The sequence below is a fragment of the Dyella sp. NPDC103356 genome (assembly GCF_055584465.1).
This window is the reverse complement of record NZ_JBVJLZ010000013.1, coordinates 47,527-74,469: the sequence shown is the minus strand read 5'-3', so window position 1 is coordinate 74,469 and position 26,943 is coordinate 47,527. Positions and strand designations below refer to the sequence as shown.

The following is a 26,943-nucleotide window of genomic DNA, read 5'->3' as shown; positions in this document are numbered from 1 at the left end:
CCTCGCGTTCCAGGGCATGGGACACCTCGCTTCGACCTCGGCGAGGTGTAACCCATGTCCCCGAACACCTGTTACCTATGTCTCCGGTCCATACAGCTATGCCGGGGGAGAGGGTTGGAGTGAGGGGGTTTTTAGTCTCTCAAGCTCCAGCCAAACGTCGACGCAACACCGCAGCAAAGCCAGCCGGCCGCGAACGGGCGATGCGCACGTTGGGCGTCGCATGCCATCGCGCCGTCAGCTGGATGGCTTCAGCCAGTTCGTCGACCAGACGCTCGTCCACCTCGACACCAGGTTCGAGATAAAGCACCTTGATCTCGAATACTTCATCGGCACGGTGCGCCTTCGCATCCAGGCGCCCGATCAGCTTGCCCCGGTGCAGGATCGGCAAGACGTAATAACCGTACTTGCGCTTGGCCGGCGGCGTATAGCACTCGATCGTGTACTCGAAGTCGAACATCGCCAAGGCACGCGCACGATCCCAAACCAGCGGATCGAACGGCGACAACAAGGCCGTGTGGCTTGCACGCAATCTGCCGCGGGCAGCTTGCGCAAGCGATGAAGCGTGGTCGCGATGGACATATCCGGCTACCGACCAGCCATCGACACGAACCTCGATAAGCTCGCCTTCGGCACACAGCGGCGCCAACTCCCGCTCGGTCACCGCGGGTTTCAGACGATAGTAATCGGCAATCCAGCGCGCCTGAGTGACACCCAGCGCGCGCACCGCGTCGAGAATAAAGCGTCGACGCAAACTGGGATGATCCAGCGCCGCCACCGTGGCATCGAATGGCGGATCGAGTTTTTCGAGCACGCGTTCGGCCAGATCGTAGACGCGCTGAAATCGCTCCCGCCGCGTCACCATCAATTCGCCCAACGCAAACCATGCTTCCAGCCAGCGCTTCTCCGGCTTCCACGACCACCAGCCGGACGCGCCGCTCGGACGCTCGCCTTCGGTGAAGTCAGCGGTACGAACGGCACCGTTGGCACGGATATGTGCCAGCACGTCGTCCATGCCCGCACGATGCTCGCGCTGCATGCGCTCTGCATTCTTGTATGCCCAATGCATGCCACGCTGTGAGCGCCAGTCGCGATGCAAGGCGATATCGGATGCGGGCACGAAACAGGCTTCGTGCGCCCAACACTCCACGATGCGCCCTTGCTCGAGCGCATCGTCAAGCCACAGTGGATCGTAGGCCCCCAGGCGCGAATGCAGCACCATGTATGGGCTGCGTGCAATCACATGAATGCTGTCGATCTGCAAAAGGCGCATGCGTTCGATCGCAGCCACCACGTCCTCGCGCCGTGTGCGCTTTGCCAACGGTTTAAGCAGGCCCTGCGCGACAAGTTGCAGGCAACGTGCCTGTTGAATGCTCAAACCAGGAAACGAATTCGCTGAAGGCTGATGCAACGATAACGATGACTTCACGTGGCCTCGATGCGTTTGTTGAGCTTGCGTTTATCCAGCGCTGCCGAGGACACGTCGCATGCACTTCCGATCCGTCAGCATGAACTCTCCAGTTCACAGGCCAGCATTCTGGCACGGAGCGACGACGATGAAACATTCAAAGATGCTCTTATCGGCTCTGGCGATCGGCTCGCTGCAGTTTGCCGGAACGTTGTGGGCACAAGATCAATCCATGCCGCAACAGCCGCCGACACCACCACAGCCGCAATCTCAACCGCTGATGCCGCCGCCTCCGCCGCCGCAGGGTCAATCGGTCACACCACCTCCTCCTCCGCCGGGGTCGACCGATCCGCAGCAGATGGAGACGCAGGCAACTCCACCTCCTCCCCCGCCGAGTTCGGGCGATCAGCAGCAGATGCAGCCGCCACCGCCGCCTCCCCCGCAACCGGGCCAATCCACCACGCAGACGATCACCGACAAGGGTCAACCGGCAAGGGTGAATTCGTCCATGCCACCGGTAACATCGGGGCCGGCACCGAGCTTCGAGCAGCTCGCCAATGGCGGCAAGTCGATCTCCGAATCTCAGGCATCGGCTTATCCGCTGCTGGCCAATGACTTCAAATACGCCGACCGCAATCATGACGGCCGTATCAGCAAGAGCGAATACGAAGCCTGGGTCAAGAAGTCTTGATGCATGCCTGATTCGATGGATGCGATGAGCTGCACAGAAAGCGCCGGCCATACCGGCGCTTTCTTTGTGAGCCCAGCCTGCGACGCGTTAGACTCCAGGCTTCGCGCCCTTAAGGGGATTCAAGGAGCAGCAGCTGATGAAGCGAACGACTGCCATCGTATCGGCGGGGATACTCGCCTGTGCGATGCATACCGCCCACGCCCAAAACCCCAATCCGCTCGATATCCGTGCCTGCACCGGCATCGAAAGCGATGCACAGCGATTGGCCTGCTATGACCATGCCACCGGCCGAGACAATCTACCGGCCGCGCAAAAGCGCAAGGACGAAGGTACCGAGATACCGAGCATCTTCGCCAAGGACCGCAGCGACCACAAAACAGTGGCAGCGAGCGGCAACAGCGAAGTGTCCAAGCCACTTTCCTTGCTCGACTCGCGCTGGGAGTTATCGCCTGACAGCAAGCTGGGTACATTCAATATCCGCGGCTACAAGCCGGTCTATGTGATGCCGGTCTTTGCCACCAGCAACCAGAACGACCAGCCCAGCAGTCCCAACCCGGATAACAACGTCACCTCGCCACAACAATTGCAGAATGTCGAAGCGAAGTTTCAGCTCAGCCTGAAGACCAAGGTCTGGCAGAACATCTTCGGCGAGAACGGCGACCTGTGGGTGGGCTATACGCAATCCTCGCGCTGGCAGGTCTACAACTCGCAGATCTCGCGACCCTTCCGCGAAACCAACTACGAACCCGAAGCCATGTTGATGTTCAACACCGATTACTCGGTGCTGGGTTGGGATGGGCGTTTGGCGGGCATCGGGTTCAATCACCAATCGAACGGCCGATCCAACCCGCTGTCGCGCAGCTGGAATCGGGTGATCGCCAACTTCGGTTTCGAGCGCGACGACTGGGTGGTGATGTTCCGCCCGTGGTGGCGTGTTCCCGAGGACAGCAAGACCGACGATAACCCCAATATCAGCGACTACATGGGCCGCATGGACATGCAGATCATCCACGAATGGAATGGCCAGGAGTTCGGCCTGATGCTGCGCCACTCGCTACGCGGCGGCAGTCGCAGCCACGGCGCCGGGCAGTTCACCTGGAGCTTCCCGCTGATCGGCAACCTGCGTGGCTATACGGAACTGTTCAAGGGTTACGGCGAAAGCCTGATCGACTACAACCACAATGCCACCTACCTGGGCATCGGCGTGTCGTTGCTGGATTGGTATTGAGTGCGGGGCTGGTGGCGAGTCAGTGCCACCAGCTCTGTTTGGTTCCCGTAAGGATGCGCAGCATGTGCCCGCGTGTCAGCGAGAACCTTCCCAGCGGACCGAAACCGAGATCGCGCAACCCGGCCAGGCTGTTGCGCTCGGACTGAAACCACGGTGTCAGCCAGCGACTCAGGCGCTGGTAGATCGCCAGATGCGCGCGACGACGATCGCGATACGCCATCAGCGCGTCATCAGTGCTTGGCGATTGCGCCAACGCATCGGCCAAGGTTTCGGCATCGAGCAAAGCCATGTTCACGCCCTGGCCCAACTGCGGGCTCATCGCATGCGCGGCATCGCCGATATACACGACCTTTCCTTGCGCCGGCTCGCGCAGTAATACATCGCGATAGCGGGCGCGATGCATCTGCTCAGGCGCCGCAATCGTCGCCAGCAAGGGCTCGACCTCAGGCCAAAGTGCCGCTACGCGCTCTCGCAACTGCGCCAGTGCGACCGCGTCGAAGTGATCGAGCTGCTCGCCGGGCATACTGAAATAGAACGTCAACCAGCGCCCTGCATGCTCCGTACGTTGCCCGACCGGCAGCATGCCGATCATTTCGCGTGTACCCGCGTAGCGCTGCTGCAATTGATCGGGATAGGCCCAGGATTCGGCTGGAAGCAGGCACCACAAGGCGCCCCATGGATAGAGCTTCTGTCGCTTTATGTTGTTCGGGTGATGCCCGCGCAAACGCGAGTGGGCGCCATCGGCAACCACGATGAGATCGAACGGGCCATGCTTGCGTCCCTCGTTATCACGGAGCGTATCCCCGTTTTCGATGGCCTCGATGCGCGTACCGACAGCAATGTCGAACGCGTCGGCATAGGCATCGTGCAGTACACCGAACAGGCTGCCACGCGTCAGCCCGAGGCCAAAGCAATCGGGCGCATGGTCCCGATAGCTCATGTCCATCACGCTGCGGCCGTTCGGCGTTGCCCCGTAGAGGCGCTCGATGCGCTGGCCCCGTTCGAGTATCGGCTTGCTCAAGCCCAGCCGATCGAGCACGCCTAATCCGGTCGGCTGCAGCAAGAAGCCCGCACCGACCGGCCCCAGCACGGGTGCCTGTTCGAAAATACTGAGGCGATGACCTTGCGCGCTCAGGAAAAGCGCGGCGGCCTGACCGGCCGTGCCATACCCGACGATGGCGATACGCATGCGTCCCTGCATTCAATCCCCTCAGATAGAGAACGCCCGGCGCACGGCCGGGCGTCTTTCAAGCACCAGGCACTAAAGCTTAGTGATGATGGCCGCCTTCGCCATGCACGTGACCATGCTCGCGCTCTTCCTGGGAAGACTCGCGCACGCTGGTCACTTCGATCGCGAAATGCAGGGTCTGGCCGGCTAACGGATGGTTGCCGTCGATATGCACGGTTTCGCCGTCGACGGCGGTCACGGTGACATTGATGACGCCCTGTGGGCCACGTCCCTGGAACTGCATGCCGGGCTGGATATCGGCCACGCCCTGGAATGCTTCGCGCGGCACTTCCTGCACCAGTTCCTCGTGACGCTCGCCATAGCCTTCGGCGGCGGGCACGTCGACCTTGAACTGGTCACCGGCCTGACGACCCTCCATCGCCTTCTCCAGGCCCGGCACGATCTGGCCGCCGCCCTGCAGATAGGTGAGCGGCTCGCGGCCGTCCGAGCTGTCGACGACCTGACCCTGGTCATCGGTCAGCGTGTAGTGGAAAGAAACGACACTATGGGGGGCAATCTGCATGATGTTCTCGTTCATATCTTTGGTGGTGCCGGCCCATCCGAGCCGACGCGAACGCTAAGCGTAACAGACCCCCATGTGCAGGACCGGTCATGCAGGCCCCCGGCCGATCTGGAATACTCCCGTCATGATTTCGCTCAGAGGCCTCGGGCGCCGCCGTTTCGCCGCCCTTTTGCTCGGCATCCTGCCTGCCCTGGCATGGATCGCGCCCGCCTTCGCCGATCAACCGGAAGGCAGCGCCACCGTACCCTTGGGCGTCCAGATCGACACCTTCATCGCCCAGCCCCGCTTTGCCGCGGCCAACTGGGGCATCGCCGTGGTCTCGCTCGACAGCGGTCGCATGTTGTATGTGCATCACGCCGACCAGTTGTTCCAACCCGCATCGACGACCAAGCTGTTCACCACCGCGCTGGCCTTGAGCAGCCTGGGGCCCGATTACCGCATTCCCACGCAGGTGCTGGCCAAGGACGATATCCAGGCCGGCAAGCTGGATGGCCCGCTGCTGCTCTACGGGATGGGCGACCCGACCCTGGGCGCCGATGCCAGCACCGCCGACTGGGCCGATCAGCTGGCGGCACAGCTGGCCGCGCGCGGTTTGCGCAAGGTGACCGGCGACCTCATCGCCGACGATACGTATTTTCAGACACCGTCGATGGGTTCGGGCTGGGAAGCGATCGATCTGCAAAGCTGGTTCGGCATGCCTACCTCGGCACTGAGCGTGGACGACAATCTGGTCGGCATCACGATCAGCCCGGGCCGCGGCGCCGACCGACCCGCCCAGGTCGCATTCGACCCGACCGATGCCGCCCCCTCGCTCGCCAACGACATGACAACCGGCGCGGCGCATACGCGCAACGACATCAATCTCTATCGCGCGCCAGGTGGGAATACGTTGCACGTGTTCGGCAGCATTGCCGCGGGCTCGCCGATGCTCAATTACAAGCTGGCGATGGTCGATCCCGCGCGTGTCGCCGGCCAACGTCTGCTCGATGCACTCGCACGTCACGGTGTACATGTCGATGGTGTATTGCGCACCGTGCACTGGCCACAAAGCGACGCCGCGTATCGCAACGATACCGTGGTGCTTGCACAAGTGCTGTCGCCTACCGTTGCGGACATTCTGCATCAGGGCCTTAAGCGCTCGCAGAATCTGTATATGCAGAATTTGCTGCTCGTCGCTGGCGCCAAGGCACAGGCCGATGCCATGCAGCAGCCTTCACCACCGACCGGCTTTATCACCACCGAAGCCTGGGGTATCCGCGCCCTGCGCAACCTGCTCGATCGCATCGGCGTGCCGGCACGGGCCAGTCTGATCGAAGAAGGCTCCGGGCTGTCGAGGCGCGACCTGGCCACACCCGAAACCATGACGCGCGTGCTCAGCTTTCTTGCCGCGCAACCCTATGCCAAGGTGGTCTACGACGCCGTGCCGCTGGCTGGCGTGGACGGTACCTTGCAATGGCGGATGCGCAAGACAGCCGCGGAAAACAATGTGCGCGCCAAGACCGGCAGCATGAGCCTGGTGCACTGCCTGGCCGGCTATGTCACCGCTGCCTCCGGCGAACGCGTGGCCTTCGCCATCATGCTCAACAATTACGAGCCGCCGGAAGGAGCGCCGAGTGCCAGCCGGGATGTGGATGCGATTGCGGTGATGCTTGCCGGAGCAAGGCGAAGCGAGGAGTGAGTCGAGAGGAGTGAGTAAGAGCCGACCTCCATGCTCCTCTCTCACTCCTCTCCACTCACTCCTCGCTCTAAATCACTACCCGAGCTTAAGATCCCGCGCAATCTTCTCCGGCGTATCCGTCGGCGCGTAGCGCTTCACCACCTGCCCTTCACCATCGACCAGGAACTTGGTGAAGTTCCACTTGATCCCTTCGCTGCCCAGGATGCCCTTGCCCTCTTTCTTCAGCCACTGATAAAGCGGATGGGCGCTGTCGCCATTGACCTCGATCTTGGCGAACATCGGAAAGCTGACGTCGTAGCTGGTGGAGCAAAAGTTCTTGATCTCGTCCTCGTTACCCGGCTCCTGGTGACCGAACTGGTCGCAAGGGAAGCCCAGCACCGCCACGCCCTGGCCGCCGTATTGGCGCCACAGCTCCTCCAGGCCTTTGTACTGCGGTGTAAAACCGCACTTGGAGGCGACATTGACGATCAACAGGGTCTTGCCGCGCCATTCGGCGAGTGAGCGCTCGTTACCGTCGATATCACGCGCGGAAAAGTCGTAAACGGAAGTCATGGCTCTTGGGCTCCGGTAAAGAAGCCGCAGTTTACGCCAGTCCCGCCCACCCTGCGCCGACAAGCCTCCTAACTCGCCGACTGGCATAATGCCGCCCCGACCACTTCCTTTTCAGGCCTGCCGTGATCCGCTTTGTCGATGTTCACAAGTCCTATCGCGTCGACGGCAAGGACATTCCCGCATTGCAGCCGTTTAGCCTGGACATCGCCGACGGCGAGGTCTTTGGCATCATCGGTCACTCCGGCGCCGGTAAATCGACGCTTATACGGCTGATCAACCTGCTCGAACGCCCCAGCGGCGGCCGGATCCTGATCGGGGACGTGGAGCTGACTGCCCTGGACGATGCCGCGTTACGGGCTCAGCGTCGTCACATCGGCATGATTTTCCAGCACTTCAACCTGCTGTCCTCGCAGACGGTAGCGGACAATATCGCCTTCCCGATGCGTCTGGCCGGCGAACGCGACCCGGGCGCGATCCGCCGCCGGGTCGACGAGTTGCTCGAACGTGTCGGCCTGACTGCACATGCGGACAAATACCCTTCTCAGCTCTCCGGCGGACAGAAGCAGCGCGTGGGTATCGCCCGAGCCCTGGCCAACCATCCATCGATCCTGCTGTGTGACGAAGCCACCAGCGCACTCGATCCGCAAACCACCGCATCCGTGCTCGAACTGCTGGCGCAGATCAATCGCGAGCTGAAACTGACCATCGTGCTGATTACCCACGAAATGGACGTGGTACGACGGGTATGCGACCGCGTCGCCGTCCTCGATGGCGGACGCATCGTCGAGCACGGCAACGTCGCCGATGTGTTCCTGCACCCACAACACGACACCACCCGGCGCTTCGTCGATGAAGCGCTGCCCGAGGAAGCGGCCGGCGGAAAATCGATCTACGCCCAGGTCCCCGGACGCATCCTGCGCCTGTCGTTTCGCGGCGAAGCGACCTGGTCGCCCACGCTGGGGCGCGTCACCCGCGAGACCGGTGTGGATTTCAATATCCTGGCCGGGCGCATCGATCGCATCAAGGACCTGCCTTATGGCCAACTCACGCTCGCCATGCAGGGCGCGGGCGTCGATCAGGCTTTGAGTTCATTGCGTGCCGCCGGTATCGACGTAGAGGAAATCGCTCGATGACATTCGCTTTCGCTACGCCGTTGCATCAACTGTTCCCAAATATCGACGACTGGGGCGAACTCGGCCATGCCTGCATCGATACGCTGCTGATGCTCGGCGGCTCGCTTGCGCTGACCGTGCTGATCGGCTTGCCGCTCGGTGTGCTGCTCTACCTCACCGGCAAGGGCCAGATACGCGAGATGCCGAAGTTCTATGGGCTGCTGTCCCTGGTCGTGAATATCCTGCGTTCGATTCCCTTCATCATCCTGATGATCGTGCTGATGCCGCTGACCCATATTCTGGTCGGCACCAAACTGGGCATCCGTGGCGCGATCCCGCCCCTGGTGATCGGCGCGGCGCCGTTCTTCGCGCGCCTGGTGGAAACTGCCTTGCGCGAAGTCGAGCGCGGCGTGATCGAGGCAAGCCAGGCCATGGGCGCCACCACCTGGCAGATCGTGCGCCATGTACTGCTGCCAGAGGCTCGTCCCGGCATCATCGCCGGTGTCACGGTCACCGCGATCGCCCTGGTCGCCTATACCGCGATGGGCGGCGCCATCGGTGCGGGCGGCCTGGGCGACCTGGCCTATCGCTATGGCTATCTCAGCTACAAATCCGATTACATGGTCGTGACGGTGTTTCTGCTGATCGTGTTGGTGCAACTGCTGCAGATGATCGGCGACCGCGTGGTGGCCCATTTCAGCCAACGCTGAAAATGCATATCGAACACCCGCTAAGTTCTTTGCCATCGGCGGTATAGACGGCTATTCTTGTGCAACGCACAAAAGGCTTACATTCCATGACCAAGCTTCTCGCTCCCCTCGCCGCCTTGCTCCTGCTGGTCGGCTGCTCGTCAGGTTCCGGCGGCGGTAATGCCGATAGCAAGACGCTGACGGTCGCTGCCACCGCGGTTCCGCACGCTGAAATCCTCAAGCAGGTGAAGCCGATCCTGGCGAAGGAAGGCATCGAGCTGGATATCAAGGTATTTGCCGACTACGTGCAGCCCAATACCCAGGTGCTGGAAAAGACCGTCGATGCGAACTACTTCCAGAGCAAGCCCTATCTGGATGAGTTCAACAAGCAGCACAGCACCAACCTGACCGTCGTGACCGGCGTGCACATCGAGCCCTTCGGCGCGTACTCGCGCAAGATCAAATCGCTCGACCAACTAGCCGATGGCGCCACGGTCAGCCTGCCAAACGATCCCAGCAACGGCGGCCGTGCCTTGCTGCTGATCGCCAAGCATGGCCTGATCACCTTGAAGGATCCGACCAGCCCGATATCCACGCCCAAGGACATCGTGGCCAATCCGAAGAATCTGAAGTTCCGTGAGCTCGAAGCGGCGATCCTGCCGCGCACCCTCGACGAGGTCGACCTTGCGTTGATCAATACCAACTACGCCCTGGCTGCCGGGCTCAACCCCACCAAGGACGCGTTGCTGATCGAGGACAAGGATTCGCCCTATGTGAATGTCCTGGTGAGTCGCGCCGATAACAAGGACGATCCGCGCGTGCAGGCGCTGGCCAAGGCGCTGACCAGCCCGGAGATCAAGGCTTATATCGAGCAGCAGTATCACGGTGCGGTGCTGCCTGCCTTCTGAGGTTCCGGGTGTTATCGCGAAAGTCGAAGCTCAACGCCACTGGATTCCGGCCTGCGCCGGAATGACGAGTAGGAAAAGGCAAGGAATCGTGCCGAGCCTCTGAAACCAGGCGCTCCCTTACCTAGTCGTCATTCCGGCGCAGGCCGGAATCCAGTAGCGCGGCACCTGGTTATCGCGACGGCCCCTACTCCCCAGCCAACACCGGAATATCAAACACCTGCCGCAGATACGCCACGTAAGCGGTGTCATCGCACATGTTCTTGCCCGGCGAATCGCTCAGCTTCGCCACCGGCTGGCCGTTGCAGCGAACCATCTTGATCACGATGTTGAGCGGCGTTGGGCCGACGTCGTTGGTGAGGTTGGTGCCCACGCCGAATGCGAGTTGGCAGCGGCCGCGGAAATGCGCGTACAGCTGCATCACCTTGGGAATATCCAGGCCATCGCTGAAGACCAGCACCTTGCTGCTCGGATCGACACGATTGGCACGGTAGTGCGCCAGCACACGCTCGCCCCATTCGAACGGATCGCCCGAATCGTGGCGCGTACCGTCGAACAGCTTGCAGAAGTACATATCGAAATCGCGCAGGAAGGCACTGAGTCCATAGACGTCCGACAGCGCAATGCCCAGGTCGCCGCGATATTCCTTGGCCCAGGTCTCCAGTGCGGCCACCTGCGAATCGCGCAGCCGCGGCCCCAGCGCCTGATGCGCCTGCAGATACTCATGTGCCAGCGTACCTAGCGGGCGCAGATCGAGCTGACGCGCCAGCCACACGTTGCTGGTGCCGGTCAGCTGCTCGCCGAGCCCGTCGCGCAACGCGGTAACGACCTCTTCCTGCCAGGTGCGCGAGAAACGCCGGCGCGTGCCGTAATCGGCGATCCGGCAACCGCTGTAATCGGCGGTATCGCGCAGCAGCGCAATCTTGTCGCGCAAGCGGCGACGTCCCTCCGCCAGATCGAGCTTCGGCTGCGTATTGCGAAAATACACCTCGTTGACGATCGCCAGCAGCGGCACTTCGAACAGGATCGTGTGCAGCCAGGGGCCGACGATACGGATCTCGATCTCGCCGTTGGCCGCCGCCGAAGGCTCGATCTGCACATATTTCGCATTGAGGTGAAACAGCGCGAGAAAGTCGACGAAGTCGCTCTTGATAAAGCGCCAGCTACGCAGGTAGTCCAGCTCGTCGTTGGTGAAACGCAGGCTGCACAGCGCCTCCAGCTCGGCGCGGATTTCTTCGATATACGGCACCAGGTCCACGCCGGGGTTGCGGCACTTGAAACGGTACTCGACCTGCGCCGCCGGATAGTGATGCAACACCACCTGCATCATCGAAAACTTGTACAGGTCGGTATCGAGCAACGAGCTGATGATCATCGGAAACTCTGGCGCACAGGACGAACGATTATGAGCTGGAAGTCCCCGTCTAAGCGAGCAGACGCAAACGCCGGGCAAAAAAAACCCCGGGGGCCAGGGGAGGGGCCGCCGGGGTTTGTCGGGCCGGGATCCTTGGGGAAGGATAGATCCAGCCCCTCAGTGACCGATCTAGCCAGGTCACTTCGGGTCGCCATCACGGCGATCATGAAACTTAGATGGCGTTCCCTTGGAAAAGTTCAAGGGCACCTACATGAACAATCGTTCATCGAGGACATGCGCCATCGCTCTCGTCGGTTAATTGGGCCAGCCAGATATTTTTCAAGCGACCGAGCGCTTTCGCCACATCGCTACAATGATCACCATGGGAAAGGAGATATCCATGCGTCGCGTTTTGTTTGGTTTTTGTTTGGGATGGTTAGGCCTCGGCGCCTCGGCCGCGGAACTCAAGATCGATCTCGGCCAGGGCGCACCGCAGACCTACCAGACCGCTCAGCTGATCGCGCGCCAGGACCTGCGCACGATCGATATCCCCAGCGACGTCGCCTACAAGCGCTCCATGCACTATCGGGCCATTCCCCTGCGCGCCCTGCTTAGCGGCATCGGCCCCGAAGACCATCTGCAATTTGTCGCCAGCGACGGCTTCGCGGCGGAGATTCCGGCCTCTCTGTTGCTGGACGAACACGGCAGCGAGGCCTGGCTGGCCGTCGAATCCCCGACCCAACCCTGGCCCGCACTGGGTCCGGGAAAGCCCAGCGCCGGCCCTTTCTACATCGTCTGGACGCACCCGCAGGCGGCGCACATCGGCCAGGAACAATGGCCCTACCAGGTCGCCTCGATCCGCAAGCTGGCCGATGTCTCCCAGCGCTTTCCCGCCATGCGGCCTGACTCCGCCCTGCCCGCTGACAGCCCGATTCGCCGTGGCTATGCGGTATTTCAGCGCACCTGCCTGGCCTGCCATACGCTCAACGGCAGCGGCGACGCCAAACTCGGCCCCGATCTGAACATTCCGCATAACCCGACCGAATACATCCGTGCCGACCTGCTGCGCGCTTACGTGCGCGACCCGCAATCGCTGCGTCATTGGCCTGAGGCAAAGATGCCCGGCTTCTCGCGCGACTCGCTATCGGATCAGGACTTGGACGACCTGCTGGCCTATTTGCGGCATATGGCGGGCCGGAAAGCGTCGCCTTAAGCCTTCAAGGTGCGGCAGCCGCCTGCGCCGGCGGCTCCTTTTTGGCTGCATCCAGCAATGTCTGCAACGATTCGTTGCGCTGCTTGAACGGCTGTTGCGCAAGCGTGCGCACCGCCGTGTAAAACGCTGGCCATTGCGACTCGCTGCGATGAAACAGCTCGGTGAACGCAGGCAGCCAATGATCGTAGATGCCGAACGGCAGCAGCCGCGCATTGTTGATCGGCGCGGCTACCCAGGCGTCGTAGCCATGTTGGCCCGGCCAGTCATGATCCCGCCATTGCGCATAGCGCTGGCGAAAGGCATCGATCTCGCGCTGTTTTGCCGCAGCCAGAGTTGCCTCATCGCCGCCTTGCGCATACGCCTTGCGCAATCGATCGCGCAGGTCGAGAACCAGTTGGGTGAAGCCATCGTCCATCGCTTCGCTGCGCCCTTTCTGCGGAGGCAGACCGCGTGATTGACGCCACTGCCTCAAGCCCTCGTCTTGAACGAAACTTGCGAAAGATTCGTTAAAGGCACTGTCGCCTTTGACGTAGATCAGCTGGTGGGCCAGCTCATGAAAAATCGTGCTGGCCAGTTCGTCATCGTCCCAGCGCAACATGCTGCTGAGGATCGGATCGGCGAACCAGCCCAGGGTCGAATACGCCGCCACACCACCGACCCAGACATCATCGCCGTCGGCTTTGAGCTGCTGCGCCCGTTGCTTGGCCTTCGCCTCGGCGAAATAGCCCCGATACGGCACGCAGCCGGCAAAAGGAAAGCACTGCCGCACGGCGTCGACCGAATACGGCGGCGTCGCGAACACGTTCCACACCACGTAGGGACGATCCAGCGCGACATAGCCGGTATAGCTGCGATTGTCCGGCAGACCCAGTTGGCTCGACGCAAATCGCCGGGCCTGTTGGGATAGCGCAAGCCGCGCTTTCAGCTTGGGATCGATCTGCGGGTCGCCAAGCAGCTTGGCAACCGGCCTGCGATCCAGCACCAGGGCCGACTGTCCACGCGCGATGTGCGCGTAGTAACCGAGCGTCTGGCAACCGACAAACAAAAGGCCCGCGGCGGATAACACCACGAGCCTTGCGATACGGGACAACCCGGTTGGCATGCGATATCGCGTCGACATGCCGCCATTGTGCCTGTTACTTAGCGCCCGTGGCCGCCACCACCGCCATGCCAGCCGCCATGGCCGCCACTCCAATGCCCACCGCCGCCGGGGCGACCATGGTAGCCACCGTGGCCGTAGTAACCGCCATGACCGTAGTAACCGCGGCCGCCCCAGTAGCCGCGACCGTAATAACCGCGCCCATACCAGACATTGATACCCGGCGCGTAGCCATAACCGTAGCCGTAACCCGGATACCAATAGCCCGGCACGCCGCCGTAATAGGCGTCGTCGTAGACCACCGTGCTGCCCGATCCGTAATACGCGTCGCCTACGTAAGCGCTGCTGCGCACGTAGCTGTAACCAGGGTCGTAGTAACAGCCCGAAAGCGTTGCGACGGCACCACCAAGCATCAATCCGGCTAGTAAGCGTTTCATACAAGGACCTCCCGGTCGCTACGACATCACGCTAAGTCCATCCCGTTGAATGGGTACTGAGCCGGACAAAAACAAGCCGGCGGGCATTTACCCGCCGGCCATATAGACACGGCCATTTAGCTGACGGCCATGCGCACGCTAAATCTTGCTGCGACGATTGAGATCGCCTTGCAGATGCACGGGTTGGCCAAGCCCCGAATCCTGCGCGGAGGTATCGCCACCGTTTTGCGGCGGATGACTTTCTTCCGTGGGATGGGCTTGCTGATCGGCACCAGGCCAGTTGGGCCCCTGACGTACGCGCTCTTGTTTGGCGACGAGCAGCGCCTGGATATGCGCTACCGCCTCTTCCGGACTGATGTGCTTGACCGGCTCGGCCTGGGCTTCGGCAGCGGGCTTGGGCTTTGCAGGCTTCGGCGCGGGCTGCTTTACGACAGCCGGCTTGGGCGGTGCTGCCTTCCTGGTCGCTGCTTTCTTCGCGACAGGCACCTTGGTGACGGCTGCCTTGCTCGGCGTCGCCTTGGTGACCGTCTTCTTTACGGCGACTTTCTTGACGGCGGCCTTCTTGCCAACCGCCTTGCGTGCAACGGTTTTCTTCGCGACGGATTTCTTGACGGCAGCTTTACGCGCTACGGTTTTCTTAACCGCTTTGCGAGCGGCTTTCTTTGCCGCTGCCTTTTTTGCCACGGTCTTTTTTGCCGCTGCCTTCTTGGCTGGCGCCTTGCGCGCGGCGGCTTTCTTTACCGGGCTCTTGCGGGCCGCTGCTTTCTTGGCGGGCTTTTTTACCGTAGCCGTATTTTTACGAGATACGGCCTTTTTTGCTGCTTTTTTTGCCGCGGACTTCTTCGCGGCAGACTTGCGGGTCGTTGCCATGCGTCTTTACTCCTGCGGTTAACAAAAGGCTCCGACGTGTCTCCTCTACGTCAGATGACTGAGCATTAGCACCGGCAAGATGTATCCGGAATGAGCGAATCTTACGCTCTCCGATGCAACGCACTGTGATGTTTTACATCAAAAGCGCGGCCGCATCAGCTGATCGATGAAAATCGACAGTCGTTCCGGTTGCACCATCAGCGTAAAAGCCACGCCGTAAGCGGCTCCCCACAGGTGCGCGCTGTGATTGATATTGCCCTGCCCGCGCCGGTCCATGTAGACCGAATAAATCACGTAAAGCACGGCGTACAGGATGGCCGGAATCGGAAGAGCAAAGTAGAGAAGGATCTTTGCCCAGGGCTGAAAGAGAATGGACGCGAACAGCACCGCGGACACGGCGCCTGAGGCCCCCAGGCTGCGATAGTTGGCGTTGCCGCGGTTGGACAGATAGGTCGGCAGAATCGAGACGATCAGCCCACCAAGATAGAACAGCGCAAAACCGAACGTACCCAACGTATGGGTGTAGTACTGCTCCATCACCCGGCCAAAAAAGAACAGCGTGAGCATGTTCACCAGCAGGTGGCCGAAATCGGCGTGGAGAACGCCGTATGTCACCAGGCGGTAGTACTCGCGCTGGCGCGTGATCGCGGGCGGCCACAGGATCAACTCGTTCATCAGGCGGCTGTTGTTGAACGCCATGAACGACACCACGCAGGTGATGGCGATAATGATCAGGGTGACCGGCATGCGGATTTCCATAACGTTTGGACGAAAGGCGGCATATTGACGAGCCCGCCTGCGCTTGTCGACACCTGCCCTGTCCGCGTCCGGTTGCGCTTCGCTGCACTGCCACAAAGGGCGCCGGAGGACTATCATTCGCCGCTTTAGTGCGGCCGGTCGCCGCCACGACTCCCTTCATGTCACCCATTCGTTACCTGCATCTGGACGTCTTTGCCGCCACCCTGGGCGGCGGCAATCATCTTGGCGTCGTTACCGATGCTCGCGGCTGGAACGATGCGCAAATGCAGCGCTTCGCCCGCTGGACCAATCTGGTCGAAACTACGTTCCTGTTGCCGCCCAGCCAGCCCGATGCCAGCTATCGCGTGCGCATCTTCACGCCGCACAAGGAAATCCCTTTCGCCGGTCATCCCAGCATCGGCAGCGCACATGCCGTACTGGAAAGCGGCCTGGCCAAGCCGGTCGACGGCGTGCTGTGGCAGGACTGCCTGGCCGGCGTACTGCCGATCCGCGTCGAAGGCGAAGGCCCTGCAAGACAGTTACTGTTGAAATCACCTCGCGCCAAAGTGGTCTCGCAAGGTGTCGATGCGCATCCATTGCTTGCCGGCGCACTGTCCGGCATCGGCATGGGCAAGTTGCCGCCTGCCTTCGTCGAAGGTGGCCGCCACTGGTGGGTGGCCGAGTGTGCGGACGAGGCCAGTCTGCGCGCCTGGCAACCCGACTACGCCGCCATCGGCCAACTGGCCAAAGCCACCGACAGCCTGGGTATCTGCGTGTTCGCACGCAGCAACCATCCCGATTATCAGCTCGTGGTGCGGGCACTACCCGCGGGCGTTGGCATCGTCGAAGACCCCGCTTCCGGCGCCGCCAATGGCCTGATCGGTGCCTATATCGCCCATGCCGAGCCCGATGGTCCGCTCGCGCAGGGCTACACCGTCAGCCAGGGCCGCGAGATCGGCTACAACGCGCAGTTGCTGGTGCGTATCGACGGTGCCATCTGGGTCGGCGGCAAAACCAATACCGTCATCGACGGACACGTGCACTGGAACGGCGCCGAGTGAGTCAGGCGCCGCAAATCTGGGTCGATGCCGATGCCTGTCCGGTCGCGATCAAGGAAATCCTGTTTCGCGCCGCCGAGCGAGAACAGGTCAATGTCACGCTGGTGGCCAATCAGTGGTTGCGTACGCCGCCGTCACGCTTCGTGCGTGCCGTGCAGGTACCGTCGGGCCTGGATGTCGCCGACAACGAGATTGTGCAGCGCCTGAGTGCGCAGGACCTGGTGGTCACCCAGGATATTCCGCTGGCCGCGGCGGTGATCGAGAAAGGCGCGATGGCGATGCATCCGCGCGGCGAGCTCTACACGACCGAAACCATCGCGCAACGGCTGTCGATGCGCAATTTCATGGATGAGTTACGCGGCGCGGGTGTCGATACCGGTGGGCCGGCTGCGTTTCATGCGCGGGACAAGCAGGCGTTTGCCAATCAGCTCGATGCTTGGCTTATGCGTCGGCGAAGGATGCTGGGTTAAGCGCACGACACGCCTTGAAAAGCCTCAGTTTCTCCTATCGTCATCCCGGCGCAGGCCGGGACCCAGTGGGCTCAGTTTCCGGTTTTCGCAGCAGAGCAGATTCTCATTTGCTCTCGCGACAACCGATCGCAAAGCCACTGGGTTCCGGCCTGCGCCGGAATGACGAGTAGAAAGGTTTTTCGGGGTTCCACCGTCGCGACCGCAACACCAAAGTCCCGTCAGTCGCCCAGATTCGCCCGCCGCGCAGCCACCAGCGACAACGAGGCCAGATCCAGGTCTTCGTCGCCCTGCGCCAACGCTTCGAGCAAGCTATCGCGCAGCAGGCTGGCAAACGGCAATGGCACGTGTTTGGACGTACCTGCCTCCAAAGCCAGGCCGATATCCTTCGACGCCAGTGGCAGAGCGAAACCGGCCGGCTTGAAGCGCTGCTCGACGATCGACTTGCCGTACCCCTGATACACCGGGGACGCAAACAGCGTGCTGGTCATGATCTCAAGAAAATCGCCCGCGCTGACACCATGCGCGCGCGTCAGCGCGGATGCTTCAGCCATGCTTTCAATCGCCGTCACCAACATGAAATTGCCGGCGATCTTGACGATGTTTGCACGCTCGGGCTCCTCGCCCAGCGGCCAGATTTTCGCCCCCATCGCCTCAAGCAACGGCTGCACTTTTTGTACCGCCGATACCTTGCCTGCCGCGAGAATATTGAGCTTGCCCGCAGCAGCGACGTCCGGCCGACCAAAGACCGGAGCTGAGACATAGCCCAGATTGCGCTTGGCATGTTCCTCGACCAGCACCCTGGCCAGTTCCACCGAGATGGTGGCGTGATTGACGTGCACGGTGCCGGGATCCATCCCATCGAGCAGGCCACTGTCGAGGATTACCTCGCGTACGGCCTTGTCGTTGGCCAACATGCTGTGTAGCACCTCGCCCTGCGCGGCCCGGTCCGCTGTGGCAGCAGCTTTCGCGCCCAGCGATACCAGCGGCGCCGTCGCGGCCTCGGAACGATTCCATACGGTGACCGTGTGGCCAGCCTTGACCAGGTTGCTCGCCATCGCGGCGCCCATCGCCCCCAGGCCGATAAATCCGACTTTCATAGACACACCTTTCGATGGATAGATTGGCAGTGAAGCATGGGGTTCGTTTACACAAAGCAAAGGGCACGTAGCGACACCAGCACGAAAAACGTCAAACCACCTCGCCGGCAGCCTGCCCCGATGCCCACGCCCACTGGAAGTTGTAGCCCCCCAGCCAGCCGGTGACATCGACCACTTCACCAATGAAGAAAAGCCCGGGAACGAGCTTCGATTGCATCGTGCTGGAAGAAATACCGTCCGTATCGACGCCGCCCAGGGTGACCTCGGCGGTGCGATAGCCTTCGGTGCCGCTGGCGGTGATCGGCCAGTCGTGCAACTGCTGGCCCAGGCCGCGCAGCTCATGCTCCTGCCATTGACGCATCGGCCTGTTGCCCAGCCAGCGCTCGCACAAGCGATGCGCAAGGCGCTTGGCCAACAGGTCGGCGAGCACGTTCTTCAATTCAGCCGCGGGCCGCTCGGCACGTTGTGCGATCAGCCAATCGCCGACATCCGTATCCGGCGACAGATCGATACGCAAATCGTCGCCGGGCTGCCAATACGAGGAAATCTGCAGGATCGACGGGCCGCTGATCCCGCGATGGGTAAACAGCATGCCTGCACGAAAACCCCGCTTGCCGACCCGCGCCTCGACCTGCGGCAAGGCGACACCGGCCAGATCCTGGTAGTGCTCCTGATGCTTGCCGCTCAAGGTCAAGGGCACCAGGCCTGCGCGCGAGGGCAGTACCGCATGGCCAAACTGGCGTGCCAGTTCATAGCCAAAACCGGTGGCGCCCATGCTCGGGATCGAAAGGCCGCCGGAGGCAATAACCAGCGAATCGGCATGCACTTCGCCACGCGCGGTTTTCACCGCGAAACCCTCTTCGCCGCGGCGCACCCGCTCCACGCTGCAACTGGTTTCGATGCGCACGCCAGCGGCAGCGCATTCGTCCAGCAACATGCGCACGATCTGCTTGGACGAGTCGTCGCAAAACAGCTGCCCCAGTTCTTTCTCGTGATAGGCGATGCGGTGTTTTTCGACCAGCGCGATAAAGTCGTACGGGGTATAGCGTGCCAGCGCCGACTTGGCGAAATGCGGATTGGCGCACAGGTATTGCGCAGGCGTGACGCCCAGATTGGTGAAATTACAGCGCCCACCGCCGGACATCAGGATCTTCTTGCCGACCTTGTTGGCATGGTCCACCACCAGCACGCTGCGGCCGCGATAACCCGCCACCATGGCGCACATCAGGCCGGCCGCTCCCCCGCCAATGATCAACACATCCACTTTCACTGAAATACCGCCATCGAGATCGCCATGGCCGGCGATTATCCGCTACCTTCGCGCCTATCGCTTACACTGGCACTTTGCATCGTAAAGGACTCGCCACCATGCCCTCATTTGACGTGATCTCCGAAGTCGACAAGCACGAACTGACCAATGCCGTCGACCAGGCCAATCGCGAGCTGTCCACCCGCTTCGACTTCAAGGGCAGCGACGCCAAGTTCGAGCTGGACAAGTTCGTCATCACCCAGACCGCGCCAAGCGAGTTCCAGCTCCAGCAGATGCTGGACATCCTGCGTGCACGCCTGAGCAGCCGCAAGATCGATATCCGCGCGCTGGAAGTCGAAGACCCGGAAACGAACTTGGCCGGCTCCCGCCAGAAAATCACCGTCAAGCAGGGTATCGAGCAGCCGATCGCCAAGAAGCTCGTTGCTGCGCTGAAAGAAGCCAAGCTGAAGGTCGAGGCGCAGATCAACGGCGACAAGCTGCGCGTTACCGGCAAGAAACGCGACGACCTGCAATTGGCGATGGCGCTGTTACGCAAGACGGACGTGGAACTGCCGCTGCAATTTGATAATTTTCGCGATTGAATGGTAAAGCCGGCCACTACGTGGCCTGAAAAGAGTAAAGGGTAAAGGGGAAGAGCAAGCACGTTGCCTCCTCTTTACCCTTTACCCTTTTCAGGCTGCAAAGCAGCCGGCTTCACCGCTCTTCATCAAGCCTGCCCTGCCACCACGTTCACCGTCAACGCAATAATGAACACGTTGAAGAAGAACGCGATCACGCTATGTAGCAAAGCGACCCGGCGCATATAGCGGCTGGTGATCTGTACATCGGAGACCTGGAAGGTCATGCCGATGACGATGGCGAAATACGCAAAATCCCAGTAGTCCGGCTGCGGTGTTTCCGGAAATTGCAGGCCTTCGTGCTGCTTGCCGAAATTGCCGTAATAACCATGTGCATAGTGCATCGCGAACATGGTGTTCATAAACAGCCACGACAGCACCACACTGGCCGACGAGAGCACGATCGAGCTGGCGCCGCCGTCCTTGGACGAGTGCAGCTCCGTACCCAACGCCACCATCACCACCGCGGTCAGGACGATACCGCTCCACAGAAAACCCCAGCGACCACTGTCCTGGGCTTTTGCCTGCGATCGCATCTGATCGGGACCGGCCTTGTTGAACAGCCAGGCGACCATGCCCAGGAAAGTCAACGCACCGACGTCGAAACCGAGCAGCAGTGCAAGCGTCAGACGCACGCCCGAAAGATAAAGCAGTGTGCTTATGACGACGAAAATCAATGCGGACGTCATCATGCGCGGCCGTGCGCGCATGGCATGAAAGGGACGCCAGCGCCATTTGCGTTTTGCGTGCGTGTTCATGCCGGCCTCCGTGTCATACGAAGGCCGTGTTCAATCGATCGTGACTTGTTCAAGCGCACCGCTCTCTACCCGCCTCCATGGCGGGTTACGTGCGCATCATAACGATCACGCACGCAGATCGGCATATTCCGGATGGCGCTGCATCCAGGCTTGTGCGTAAGAACATGCGGGCACCACTTTCCAGCCTTCCTTGCGCGCCGTCTCCATCGCCTCACGAGTCAGGTCGGCGGCAATACCGCGACCACCCACCGCTTCGGGCACCACGGTGTGCGTCACCGTCATGACGTGCTGATCGAGTAAATAGTCGAGCACGCAAGCGACGCCTTCCACGCGCGCTTCGAAACGATGCCGGGCGCGGTCATGCTGGATTTCGGGGGACATGAGGAACTCCCTTTCGCAGATCGGGAGTCAAGCATAGGCCGGGACGATGGGAATCCCATGTGAAAGATTATCCATTGACGACCTTGCGCCGGGTTTGTAAGCGCCGTGCGCGTACCGCCTCGGCAAGACGATCGAGCAACTGCACGGATTGCTCCCAGTCCAGGCAGCCATCGGTGATGCTCTGGCCATAGGTCAGCGGCTTGCCCGGCAGCAACGCTTGCTGGCCGCCCACCAGATGGCTTTCGACCATCACACCGATGATCCGCTGTTCTCCGGCTTCCAGCTGACGCGCAATATCCTCGGCAACGGCTGGCTGGTTCTCCGGCCGCTTGGCGCTGTTGGCATGGCTGGCATCGATCATCAGGCGTGGCGCAAGCCCGGCTTTTTCCATGGCCATGCAGGCCGCCTGCACGCTGTCGGCATCGTAGTTCGGCACATGGCCGCCGCGCAGGATCAGATGACAGTCTTCGTTACCGCTGGTGGCGGCGATGGCGACATTGCCCTGCTTGGTCACGGCGAGAAAATGATGCGGTTGCGAAGCGGCCTGAACCGCATCCACGGCAATCTTGACGTTGCCATCGGTGCCGTTCTTGAAACCGACCGGACAAGAAAGCCCCGACGCCAGTTCGCGATGCACCTGGCTCTCGGTCGTGCGCGCACCGATCGCGCCCCAGGCGACCAGGTCCGCGGTGTACTGCGGCGTAATCATGTCGAGAAATTCGCAGCCCGCCGGCAAACCCAGATCGTTGATGTCGTGCAGCACGCTGCGCGCGAGGCGCAATCCCTTATCGATGCGAAAGCTGCCATCGAGATCGGGATCGTTGATCAGCCCCTTCCAGCCCACCGTGGTGCGCGGCTTTTCGAAATACACCCGCATGACGATCTCCAGCGCATCGCCATGCCGCTCGCGTTGAAGCCGGAGCCGCTGTGCATATTCGAGCGCGGCCTGCGGGTCGTGGATCGAACAGGGGCCGATCACCACCGCGAGACGATCGTCGTCACCGGCAAGGATGCGGTGGAGTGCCTGGCGCGCATCGCTCACCGTGGCGGCGGCGCGTTCGCTCAAGGGATATTCGCCCATCACCTGCTCGGGCGTGCTCAGGGGCTGGATGCTGCGAATGCGTAAATCGTCGGTATGGCTGCTCATGGGAAACGTCCTTGGTGGGGTTCCGGTGGCGGCCAATAAAAAACCGCCAGTGGAGGCTGGCGGTTCGGTCTGGGATTCTTGTTTGATCTCGTTACGACGATCGCGCCCATGCCTCCGCCTGTGGCTTCGGATAGCCGTAAAACCAGAAATACAGGGCGGTGGTGTGGGAGGTCATGGGCGGTAGTGATAGCACAACTGTGGGCTTGTGCAAAGCACCATCATGCCGGCTGCGCGATCAGCGGCGCCCGGCGCCGGATCCCGATCGCCAGCAATGAGGCCACGATGCCGAAAGCGCCTGCGATAACGAACGATTCCAGATAGTTACCCTGCTGCACGCGCATGAAGCCGGCGAAGAATGCCGCACTGGCCGCCCCCACCTGATGCCCCGCGGCGACCCAGCCAAATACCACCGGTGCATCCTGATCGCCGAACGCTTCGGCGGCCAGCTTCAGGGTCGGCGGCACGGTGGCAATCCAGTCCAGGCCATAGAACACGCCAAACAAAGCCAGGCTGTGCAGCGAGAAATCCGAATACGGTAGCCAGATCAGCGACAACCCGCGCAAGCCGTAATAGACAAACAGCAATTTGCGTGGATCGAAGCGATCGGTCAGCCACCCCGATAGCGTGGTGCCGACCAGATCGCAAAAACCCATCATCGCCAGCAGACCAGCGGCGCGGACTTCGGGAATGCCGTGATCGCCGCACATCGCGATGAAATGCGTGCCGATCAAACCATTGGTCGTGAAACCGCAGATAAAAAACGTGCCGAACAGAAACCAGAAGGTCCGATGGCGCGATGCTTTCGCCAACGTACCCAGCGCAATCGCCAGCAAGTTACGCCGCGGCGGCTCCTGTACAACGGTGCCGGGTTCTGCGCCATAAGGCACCAGCCCCGCATCGGCCGGCCGCTCCGGCAGCAGCCACCACACCAGCGGCACCAGCACCGCACAAGCGATCGACACCGTCCATACCACCGGCTGCCAGCCACCATGCGCGGCGATCGCTGCCAGCGCCGGCAGAAATGCCAGCGTGCCCGTGGCCGTGCTCGCGGTGAGCAAGCCCAGCATCAGGCCGCGATGCTTGACGAACCAGCGATTGACGACGGTTGCGCCCAGTACGATTGCGACGCAACCCGAACCGATGCCAGAAAACACGCCCCAGCTAAGCAGCAGATGCCAGGGCTGAGTCATCCAGTTGCTCGCCGCAATCGACAAGGCCATCAATGTCAGCGCAGCCATCAGCGTGCGACGGATACCCACCGCCTGCATCAACGCCGCGGCAAACGGACCGACCAGGCCATAAAGAAAAATGCCCACCGCCGCCGCCAGCGAAATGCTGTCGCGACTCCAGCCGAACGCCTGGCCCAGGGGCAGGATCAACACGCCCGGCGCGGCACGCACGCCAGCGGCTGCCAGCAGCGCCAGGAAGATCACGCCAGCCACCACAAAAGCGTAGCGCTGGCCCCAGGGACGTTTCCGGACTATAGTCATGTTACCGATCGGTACGTGGTTTCGGCGCATCATACGTACCGATCGGTAACATCGTCAACCTGTCGTGCATATGCCTATCAAACAGACACCCAAGACCCCTGCCCCCGAACCGACCAAGCTCCGTGCCGCCGACCGTATCCGGCAGACCGCGCAGGAGCTGTTCTATCGCGAGGGCATCCGTGCTGTCGGTGTCGATGAGATCGTCACCCGCGCCGGCGTCACCAAGCCCAGCCTGTATCGCAGCTACGCGTCCAAGGACGAGCTTGCCGCCGAATATCTGCGCGACTACGAAGTGGCCTTCTGGGAGCGCTTCGATAGCGAAAAAGATCGGCATCCCGACGACGTGCGTGCACAGTTGCTCGGCTACATGCAGGGACTGGCGCAGCGCGCATCCAAACGCGACTACCGCGGTTGCGGGCTCACCAATGCGGCGATCGAGTACCCGCAGACCGATCATCCGGCGCGCAAGGTCGCACAAGAACACAAGCGCAAACTGCGTGCGCGGCTGGTGCAGATGTGCAAGGCGATGCAGGCGCGCCAACCGGAGTTGCTGGCCGATGGCCTGCTGCTATTGCTCGAAGGGACCTATGCGTCCGGGCAGACGTTTGGCGGACACGGACCCGCTGCCTCATTGGTCGAGGTAGCTCAAACCCTGATCCGATCGCAGGTCGACTGACTCAGGTTTTATGCTGATCAAGCCAGACGCCAAGCCCCTGCGCGTTCAATTCCACGTCCATGCCGAGCAGGACAAGCAGTTCGTCACGCGAACCTTGCCAGCCGTGCAGATGTGCGCGTTCGAGATAGAGGCGCGCCAGCGCATCCTTCATGGCCTCATGGCGCTCCGGCGCCTCGTTGAGACTTTGCGCGATCGCCACCATGGCGTCGATCAGTTCGTGCAGATCTTCGGCAAGCTTGGATACCGTTTCGACCCGGCCGTAATGCGTCAGGTACATCGCCTCGGGTTTGAGCGCGAGCAATCGGTCGATCGATGCATGTAGCGCAACCGGGTCGAACTGCACCGGCGTCGTGGTCGGTAGAATAAACGGGCCTGCTGCCGTATCCAGCTCGCGATAGGAAAGCCCGAACGTGTCACCGGTAAAGCAGACACGCGCGCGTTCGTCATAGATGGCTTGATGATGCTTGGCGTGCCCGGGAGTTTCCAGGCAAAGCAGCGGCCTTCCCTGCAAATCCACCACATACCCATCCGCCGATTCGATCACCCGCTCGGCCGGCACGGGCCGCAAGCGACCGTACTCGCGCTGCATGGTTTCCTCGCCATAGACCGCGCTCGCGCCGGCCCACAGCATGGAAGGATCGATCATGTGCCGCGCGCCACGCGGATGCGCCACCAGTTGCGCATTGGGCAACTTCGCCATCAGCTCGCCCGCGCCACCGGCGTGATCCAGATGCACATGGGTCAGGATCAACCAGTCGACATGCTCAGGCTGCAAACCCGCGTTATCCAGCGCGGCGAGCATGCGCGGCACCGAATAATTCGTACCGCAATCGATAAAGGCGCCGTGACCGTTCTCGACGATGAGATACGCAGCATCGAAGTGTGGACGGAAAAAGCCGGTGTCGATGGTATGGATGCCGTGAGGGTGCATCGCTTCCGCTCTTATTAGCTGGGACCGGGAGGATAGCAAGAACGATGTGAGGGTTAGATGGCGGCGTCCCTGTGCAACGTGACAGGTGGGTAACGACTGAAGCACACCGCTAAAAACCTACCGACTTGGCGAATAACTTCCTAGTTTGTAGGAGCGACTTCAGTCGCGATGGGCCTACCTCACCATAAGTTGCTGTCGCGACTGAAGTCGCTCCTACAAGCTAGGGGATGTGGCTTTCCATAACCAGCTGACCGAAGGTTTTAGAGTCTCCCTGAAGTCGAGTACTCGGTAAACATCATCAGCGTGTCAGCGTAGGCATAACGGGCGAAGTTGAAGATATCGCCCGGGGTCGACTGGATCGGATCCACCGACAGAAACCGCCCCAAATCCGCATCGTAATAACGCGCCTGCATATACGTCAGGCCCGTCAGCGGATCCTCGTAGTGGCCCGTATACCCCGCTGTCTCGTCCTTGTGGGTGTTCTGCGCCGCCGCGCCGTACGCTGTGTATTCCGTCTTCGCCACCACTCGCGCATTCGCATCGGTCATGACCACGTTGCTGCCCAGGCGGTCGGCGTGGATAGTAGTTACGTGCTGTCGGCTACCGCGGGCGCGGCAGGTACGGCGTACAGGCCTGAGCCGTTGAGCGGAGCGCCTTGATCCACGCTCACGTGTAGGAGACCTGCCTACTTAGAAGGGGAAAGTCATACCCAGAACAATGCCAACCACGATCTCTCATCATGAAAACATAGGAACTCACTGAGGAAATTACCTCTCACTCCCCAGCGATCTCGCAGCCAGAACAAAAAACACCGACCAAGCCACCATCGATAAAATCATGAAATATGCGTACTTCTGATGCGATTTTTTCATCCTTTTAAAATCTTTTCTTGAAATTAGTCCAAAAACGAAGAATGGATATTGACTCAACATTGATGGAGATCCTAAAGACACGTATATATCGTTATAGTTATCTCTTAGAATCCATATAAGGATGGACTTAGACCCATATAAAGACACAAAAGAAATCAACAATAACATCAAATACATATCTTAATTTCCAATAACGCACAAACACCTGAACCGATCGACAATTCAATAGCAGTTTCCGCAATACTCCAAGATGCACCCAAATTAATCATTACCTAAGATCAGTTTCACAAACAGGGCATTTTTTTGCAGGAAATATAGTACTAACTACACCCCACGATGAATTTGGAATTCGACCCAATGGATTTCCGCAACTAGGGCACTTTATTTTTGAGCTATACCATATGGACCACAACAGAATAGCGAAGAAAGTCATAGCCGGATAGATGTATCGACT

Annotated in this window: 28 protein-coding genes; 11 read left to right on the top strand and 17 right to left on the bottom strand. The window is 60.9% G+C overall.

The features are described from left to right. Window positions 1-139: 139 nt before the first annotated feature. Window positions 140-1,426, bottom strand: a complete 1,287-nt coding sequence (locus ACZ6WW_RS22160; RefSeq protein WP_465276117.1) for a winged helix-turn-helix domain-containing protein — start codon at window positions 1,424-1,426, stop codon at window positions 140-142. A 127-nt stretch (window positions 1,427-1,553) separates the two neighbouring features. Here ACZ6WW_RS22160 and ACZ6WW_RS22155 point away from each other — a divergent pair, with 127 nt between their 5' ends. Next, window positions 1,554-2,096 (top strand): hypothetical protein, encoded by a 543-nt coding sequence (locus ACZ6WW_RS22155; protein ID WP_465276116.1) that lies wholly within the window; start codon window positions 1,554-1,556, stop codon window positions 2,094-2,096. A 136-nt stretch (window positions 2,097-2,232) separates the two neighbouring features. Beyond that, window positions 2,233-3,324 (top strand): phospholipase A, encoded by a 1,092-nt coding sequence (locus tag ACZ6WW_RS22150; RefSeq protein WP_465276115.1) that lies wholly within the window; start codon window positions 2,233-2,235, stop codon window positions 3,322-3,324. Between the two features lie 19 nt (window positions 3,325-3,343). On the opposite strand, the gene ACZ6WW_RS22145 is transcribed toward ACZ6WW_RS22150, so the two are convergent. After that, window positions 3,344-4,513, bottom strand: coding sequence for an FAD-dependent oxidoreductase (locus tag ACZ6WW_RS22145; protein WP_465276114.1), 1,170 nt, complete (start codon window positions 4,511-4,513; stop codon window positions 3,344-3,346). 79 nt (window positions 4,514-4,592) lie between these two features. After that, window positions 4,593-5,075: an FKBP-type peptidyl-prolyl cis-trans isomerase gene (locus tag ACZ6WW_RS22140; RefSeq protein WP_465276113.1), complete on the bottom strand. Its 483-nt coding sequence runs from the start codon at window positions 5,073-5,075 to the stop codon at window positions 4,593-4,595. Window positions 5,076-5,199: 124 nt separating this feature from the next. Here ACZ6WW_RS22140 and dacB point away from each other — a divergent pair, with 124 nt between their 5' ends. Next, a complete protein-coding gene (gene dacB / locus ACZ6WW_RS22135) occupies window positions 5,200-6,753 on the top strand; it encodes a D-alanyl-D-alanine carboxypeptidase/D-alanyl-D-alanine endopeptidase (RefSeq protein WP_465276112.1) in 1,554 nt (517 codons plus the stop codon). Between the two features lie 75 nt (window positions 6,754-6,828). Here dacB and ACZ6WW_RS22130 read toward each other — a convergent pair whose 3' ends face one another. After that, on the bottom strand, window positions 6,829-7,305 hold the full coding sequence (locus ACZ6WW_RS22130) for a glutathione peroxidase (protein WP_465276111.1): 477 nt from the start codon (window positions 7,303-7,305) through the stop codon (window positions 6,829-6,831). 122 nt (window positions 7,306-7,427) lie between these two features. Between ACZ6WW_RS22130 and ACZ6WW_RS22125 the strand changes: the two genes are divergently transcribed. The 3 genes from ACZ6WW_RS22125 (at window position 7,428) to ACZ6WW_RS22115 (ending at window position 10,014) form a co-directional block, all read left to right on the top strand. After that, the gene (locus ACZ6WW_RS22125; RefSeq protein ID WP_281852742.1) at window positions 7,428-8,438 is read left to right on the top strand and encodes a methionine ABC transporter ATP-binding protein; all 1,011 of its coding nucleotides are present in this window, start codon (window positions 7,428-7,430) and stop codon (window positions 8,436-8,438) included. Beyond that, on the top strand, window positions 8,435-9,127 hold the full coding sequence (locus ACZ6WW_RS22120; RefSeq protein ID WP_465276110.1) for a methionine ABC transporter permease: 693 nt from the start codon (window positions 8,435-8,437) through the stop codon (window positions 9,125-9,127). Before ACZ6WW_RS22125 ends, ACZ6WW_RS22120 begins: the two co-directional genes overlap by 4 nt. 86 nt (window positions 9,128-9,213) lie before the next feature. Next, window positions 9,214-10,014 carry a MetQ/NlpA family ABC transporter substrate-binding protein gene (locus ACZ6WW_RS22115; RefSeq protein ID WP_465276109.1) on the top strand — a complete coding sequence of 267 codons (801 nt, stop codon included), beginning with the start codon at window positions 9,214-9,216 and terminating at the stop codon, window positions 10,012-10,014. 184 nt (window positions 10,015-10,198) lie between these two features. Here the strand turns inward: ACZ6WW_RS22115 and pncB are convergent, their stop codons facing one another. Continuing rightward, window positions 10,199-11,386, bottom strand: a complete 1,188-nt coding sequence (gene pncB, locus ACZ6WW_RS22110) for a nicotinate phosphoribosyltransferase (RefSeq protein WP_465276108.1) — start codon at window positions 11,384-11,386, stop codon at window positions 10,199-10,201. Between the two features lie 379 nt (window positions 11,387-11,765). Here pncB and ACZ6WW_RS22105 point away from each other — a divergent pair, with 379 nt between their 5' ends. Further along, on the top strand, window positions 11,766-12,578 hold the full coding sequence (locus ACZ6WW_RS22105; protein WP_465276107.1) for a c-type cytochrome: 813 nt from the start codon (window positions 11,766-11,768) through the stop codon (window positions 12,576-12,578). 4 nt (window positions 12,579-12,582) lie between these two features. Here the strand turns inward: ACZ6WW_RS22105 and ACZ6WW_RS22100 are convergent, their stop codons facing one another. The 4 genes from ACZ6WW_RS22100 to ACZ6WW_RS22085 form a co-directional block, all read right to left on the bottom strand. Then, window positions 12,583-13,647, bottom strand: coding sequence for an aminopeptidase (locus ACZ6WW_RS22100; RefSeq protein ID WP_465276106.1), 1,065 nt, complete (start codon window positions 13,645-13,647; stop codon window positions 12,583-12,585). Window positions 13,648-13,718: 71 nt separating this feature from the next. Further along, complete coding sequence (locus ACZ6WW_RS22095) at window positions 13,719-14,114, bottom strand: hypothetical protein (protein ID WP_281852736.1); 396 nt, start codon at window positions 14,112-14,114, stop codon at window positions 13,719-13,721. A 138-nt stretch (window positions 14,115-14,252) separates the two neighbouring features. Next, complete coding sequence (locus ACZ6WW_RS22090) at window positions 14,253-14,984, bottom strand: histone H1-like repetitive region-containing protein (protein WP_465276105.1); 732 nt, start codon at window positions 14,982-14,984, stop codon at window positions 14,253-14,255. Between the two features lie 138 nt (window positions 14,985-15,122). Next, a complete protein-coding gene (locus ACZ6WW_RS22085) occupies window positions 15,123-15,731 on the bottom strand; it encodes a rhomboid family intramembrane serine protease (protein ID WP_281852734.1) in 609 nt (202 codons plus the stop codon). A 170-nt stretch (window positions 15,732-15,901) separates the two neighbouring features. On the opposite strand from ACZ6WW_RS22085, the gene ACZ6WW_RS22080 reads away from it, so the two are divergent. Continuing rightward, entirely contained in the window at window positions 15,902-16,783 is an 882-nt protein-coding gene (locus ACZ6WW_RS22080; protein WP_465276104.1) for a PhzF family phenazine biosynthesis protein, read from the top strand. Then, window positions 16,780-17,250, top strand: coding sequence for a YaiI/YqxD family protein (locus ACZ6WW_RS22075; RefSeq protein WP_465276103.1), 471 nt, complete (start codon window positions 16,780-16,782; stop codon window positions 17,248-17,250). The genes ACZ6WW_RS22080 and ACZ6WW_RS22075 overlap by 4 nt, the downstream gene beginning before the upstream one ends. Window positions 17,251-17,468: 218 nt before the next feature. Here ACZ6WW_RS22075 and ACZ6WW_RS22070 read toward each other — a convergent pair whose 3' ends face one another. Both ACZ6WW_RS22070 and ACZ6WW_RS22065 read right to left on the bottom strand, forming a co-directional pair. After that, window positions 17,469-18,347: an NAD(P)-dependent oxidoreductase gene (locus tag ACZ6WW_RS22070; protein WP_465276102.1), complete on the bottom strand. Its 879-nt coding sequence runs from the start codon at window positions 18,345-18,347 to the stop codon at window positions 17,469-17,471. Window positions 18,348-18,438: 91 nt separating this feature from the next. After that, window positions 18,439-19,617, bottom strand: a complete 1,179-nt coding sequence (locus ACZ6WW_RS22065; RefSeq protein WP_465276101.1) for a BaiN/RdsA family NAD(P)/FAD-dependent oxidoreductase — start codon at window positions 19,615-19,617, stop codon at window positions 18,439-18,441. Window positions 19,618-19,715: 98 nt separating this feature from the next. Here ACZ6WW_RS22065 and ACZ6WW_RS22060 point away from each other — a divergent pair, with 98 nt between their 5' ends. Further along, the gene (locus ACZ6WW_RS22060; protein ID WP_281852729.1) at window positions 19,716-20,198 is read left to right on the top strand and encodes a YajQ family cyclic di-GMP-binding protein; all 483 of its coding nucleotides are present in this window, start codon (window positions 19,716-19,718) and stop codon (window positions 20,196-20,198) included. Between the two features lie 125 nt (window positions 20,199-20,323). On the opposite strand, the gene ACZ6WW_RS22055 is transcribed toward ACZ6WW_RS22060, so the two are convergent. The 4 genes from ACZ6WW_RS22055 to ACZ6WW_RS22040 form a co-directional block, all read right to left on the bottom strand. Continuing rightward, the gene (locus ACZ6WW_RS22055; protein WP_465276100.1) at window positions 20,324-20,992 is read right to left on the bottom strand and encodes a DUF1345 domain-containing protein; all 669 of its coding nucleotides are present in this window, start codon (window positions 20,990-20,992) and stop codon (window positions 20,324-20,326) included. A 105-nt stretch (window positions 20,993-21,097) separates the two neighbouring features. Beyond that, window positions 21,098-21,373 carry a GNAT family N-acetyltransferase gene (locus ACZ6WW_RS22050; protein ID WP_465276099.1) on the bottom strand — a complete coding sequence of 92 codons (276 nt, stop codon included), beginning with the start codon at window positions 21,371-21,373 and terminating at the stop codon, window positions 21,098-21,100. A gap of 67 nt (window positions 21,374-21,440) precedes the next feature. Then, the gene (locus ACZ6WW_RS22045; protein ID WP_465276098.1) at window positions 21,441-22,520 is read right to left on the bottom strand and encodes a 3-deoxy-7-phosphoheptulonate synthase; all 1,080 of its coding nucleotides are present in this window, start codon (window positions 22,518-22,520) and stop codon (window positions 21,441-21,443) included. 218 nt (window positions 22,521-22,738) lie between these two features. Further along, window positions 22,739-24,010 carry an MFS transporter gene (locus ACZ6WW_RS22040; RefSeq protein WP_465276097.1) on the bottom strand — a complete coding sequence of 424 codons (1,272 nt, stop codon included), beginning with the start codon at window positions 24,008-24,010 and terminating at the stop codon, window positions 22,739-22,741. A gap of 70 nt (window positions 24,011-24,080) precedes the next feature. Between ACZ6WW_RS22040 and ACZ6WW_RS22035 the strand changes: the two genes are divergently transcribed. Continuing rightward, window positions 24,081-24,686, top strand: coding sequence for a TetR/AcrR family transcriptional regulator (locus tag ACZ6WW_RS22035; protein ID WP_465276096.1), 606 nt, complete (start codon window positions 24,081-24,083; stop codon window positions 24,684-24,686). Window position 24,687: 1 nt separating this feature from the next. Here ACZ6WW_RS22035 and ACZ6WW_RS22030 read toward each other — a convergent pair whose 3' ends face one another. Together ACZ6WW_RS22030 and ACZ6WW_RS22025 are read right to left on the bottom strand one after the other, a co-directional pair. Further along, the gene (locus ACZ6WW_RS22030) at window positions 24,688-25,617 is read right to left on the bottom strand and encodes an MBL fold metallo-hydrolase (protein WP_465276095.1); all 930 of its coding nucleotides are present in this window, start codon (window positions 25,615-25,617) and stop codon (window positions 24,688-24,690) included. Window positions 25,618-25,877: 260 nt separating this feature from the next. Continuing rightward, complete coding sequence (locus ACZ6WW_RS22025) at window positions 25,878-26,198, bottom strand: RHS repeat-associated core domain-containing protein (RefSeq protein WP_465276119.1); 321 nt, start codon at window positions 26,196-26,198, stop codon at window positions 25,878-25,880. Between the last annotated feature and the right edge of the window lie 745 nt (window positions 26,199-26,943).

Excerpts from the sequence above, each read along its gene's own strand:
- ACZ6WW_RS22155 (WP_465276116.1), top strand. The coding sequence starts at position 1,554 with ATGAAACATTCAAAGATGCTCTTATCGGCTCTGGCGATCGGCTCGCTG.
- ACZ6WW_RS22150 (WP_465276115.1), top strand. The coding sequence starts at position 2,233 with ATGAAGCGAACGACTGCCATCGTATCGGCGGGGATACTCGCCTGTGCG.
- ACZ6WW_RS22145 (WP_465276114.1), bottom strand. The coding sequence starts at position 4,513 with ATGCGTATCGCCATCGTCGGGTATGGCACGGCCGGTCAGGCCGCCGCG.
- ACZ6WW_RS22140 (WP_465276113.1), bottom strand. The coding sequence starts at position 5,075 with ATGCAGATTGCCCCCCATAGTGTCGTTTCTTTCCACTACACGCTGACC.
- dacB (WP_465276112.1), top strand. The coding sequence starts at position 5,200 with ATGATTTCGCTCAGAGGCCTCGGGCGCCGCCGTTTCGCCGCCCTTTTG.
- ACZ6WW_RS22130 (WP_465276111.1), bottom strand. The coding sequence starts at position 7,305 with ATGACTTCCGTTTACGACTTTTCCGCGCGTGATATCGACGGTAACGAG.
- ACZ6WW_RS22120 (WP_465276110.1), top strand. The coding sequence starts at position 8,435 with ATGACATTCGCTTTCGCTACGCCGTTGCATCAACTGTTCCCAAATATC.
- ACZ6WW_RS22115 (WP_465276109.1), top strand. The coding sequence starts at position 9,214 with ATGACCAAGCTTCTCGCTCCCCTCGCCGCCTTGCTCCTGCTGGTCGGC.
- pncB (WP_465276108.1), bottom strand. The coding sequence starts at position 11,386 with ATGATCATCAGCTCGTTGCTCGATACCGACCTGTACAAGTTTTCGATG.
- ACZ6WW_RS22105 (WP_465276107.1), top strand. The coding sequence starts at position 11,766 with ATGCGTCGCGTTTTGTTTGGTTTTTGTTTGGGATGGTTAGGCCTCGGC.
- ACZ6WW_RS22095 (WP_281852736.1), bottom strand. The coding sequence starts at position 14,114 with ATGAAACGCTTACTAGCCGGATTGATGCTTGGTGGTGCCGTCGCAACG.
- ACZ6WW_RS22090 (WP_465276105.1), bottom strand. The coding sequence starts at position 14,984 with ATGGCAACGACCCGCAAGTCTGCCGCGAAGAAGTCCGCGGCAAAAAAA.
- ACZ6WW_RS22085 (WP_281852734.1), bottom strand. The coding sequence starts at position 15,731 with ATGCCGGTCACCCTGATCATTATCGCCATCACCTGCGTGGTGTCGTTC.
- ACZ6WW_RS22080 (WP_465276104.1), top strand. The coding sequence starts at position 15,902 with ATGTCACCCATTCGTTACCTGCATCTGGACGTCTTTGCCGCCACCCTG.
- ACZ6WW_RS22070 (WP_465276102.1), bottom strand. The coding sequence starts at position 18,347 with ATGAAAGTCGGATTTATCGGCCTGGGGGCGATGGGCGCCGCGATGGCG.
- ACZ6WW_RS22060 (WP_281852729.1), top strand. The coding sequence starts at position 19,716 with ATGCCCTCATTTGACGTGATCTCCGAAGTCGACAAGCACGAACTGACC.
- ACZ6WW_RS22055 (WP_465276100.1), bottom strand. The coding sequence starts at position 20,992 with ATGAACACGCACGCAAAACGCAAATGGCGCTGGCGTCCCTTTCATGCC.
- ACZ6WW_RS22050 (WP_465276099.1), bottom strand. The coding sequence starts at position 21,373 with ATGTCCCCCGAAATCCAGCATGACCGCGCCCGGCATCGTTTCGAAGCG.
- ACZ6WW_RS22045 (WP_465276098.1), bottom strand. The coding sequence starts at position 22,520 with ATGAGCAGCCATACCGACGATTTACGCATTCGCAGCATCCAGCCCCTG.
- ACZ6WW_RS22040 (WP_465276097.1), bottom strand. The coding sequence starts at position 24,010 with ATGACTATAGTCCGGAAACGTCCCTGGGGCCAGCGCTACGCTTTTGTG.
- ACZ6WW_RS22035 (WP_465276096.1), top strand. The coding sequence starts at position 24,081 with ATGCCTATCAAACAGACACCCAAGACCCCTGCCCCCGAACCGACCAAG.
- ACZ6WW_RS22030 (WP_465276095.1), bottom strand. The coding sequence starts at position 25,617 with ATGCACCCTCACGGCATCCATACCATCGACACCGGCTTTTTCCGTCCA.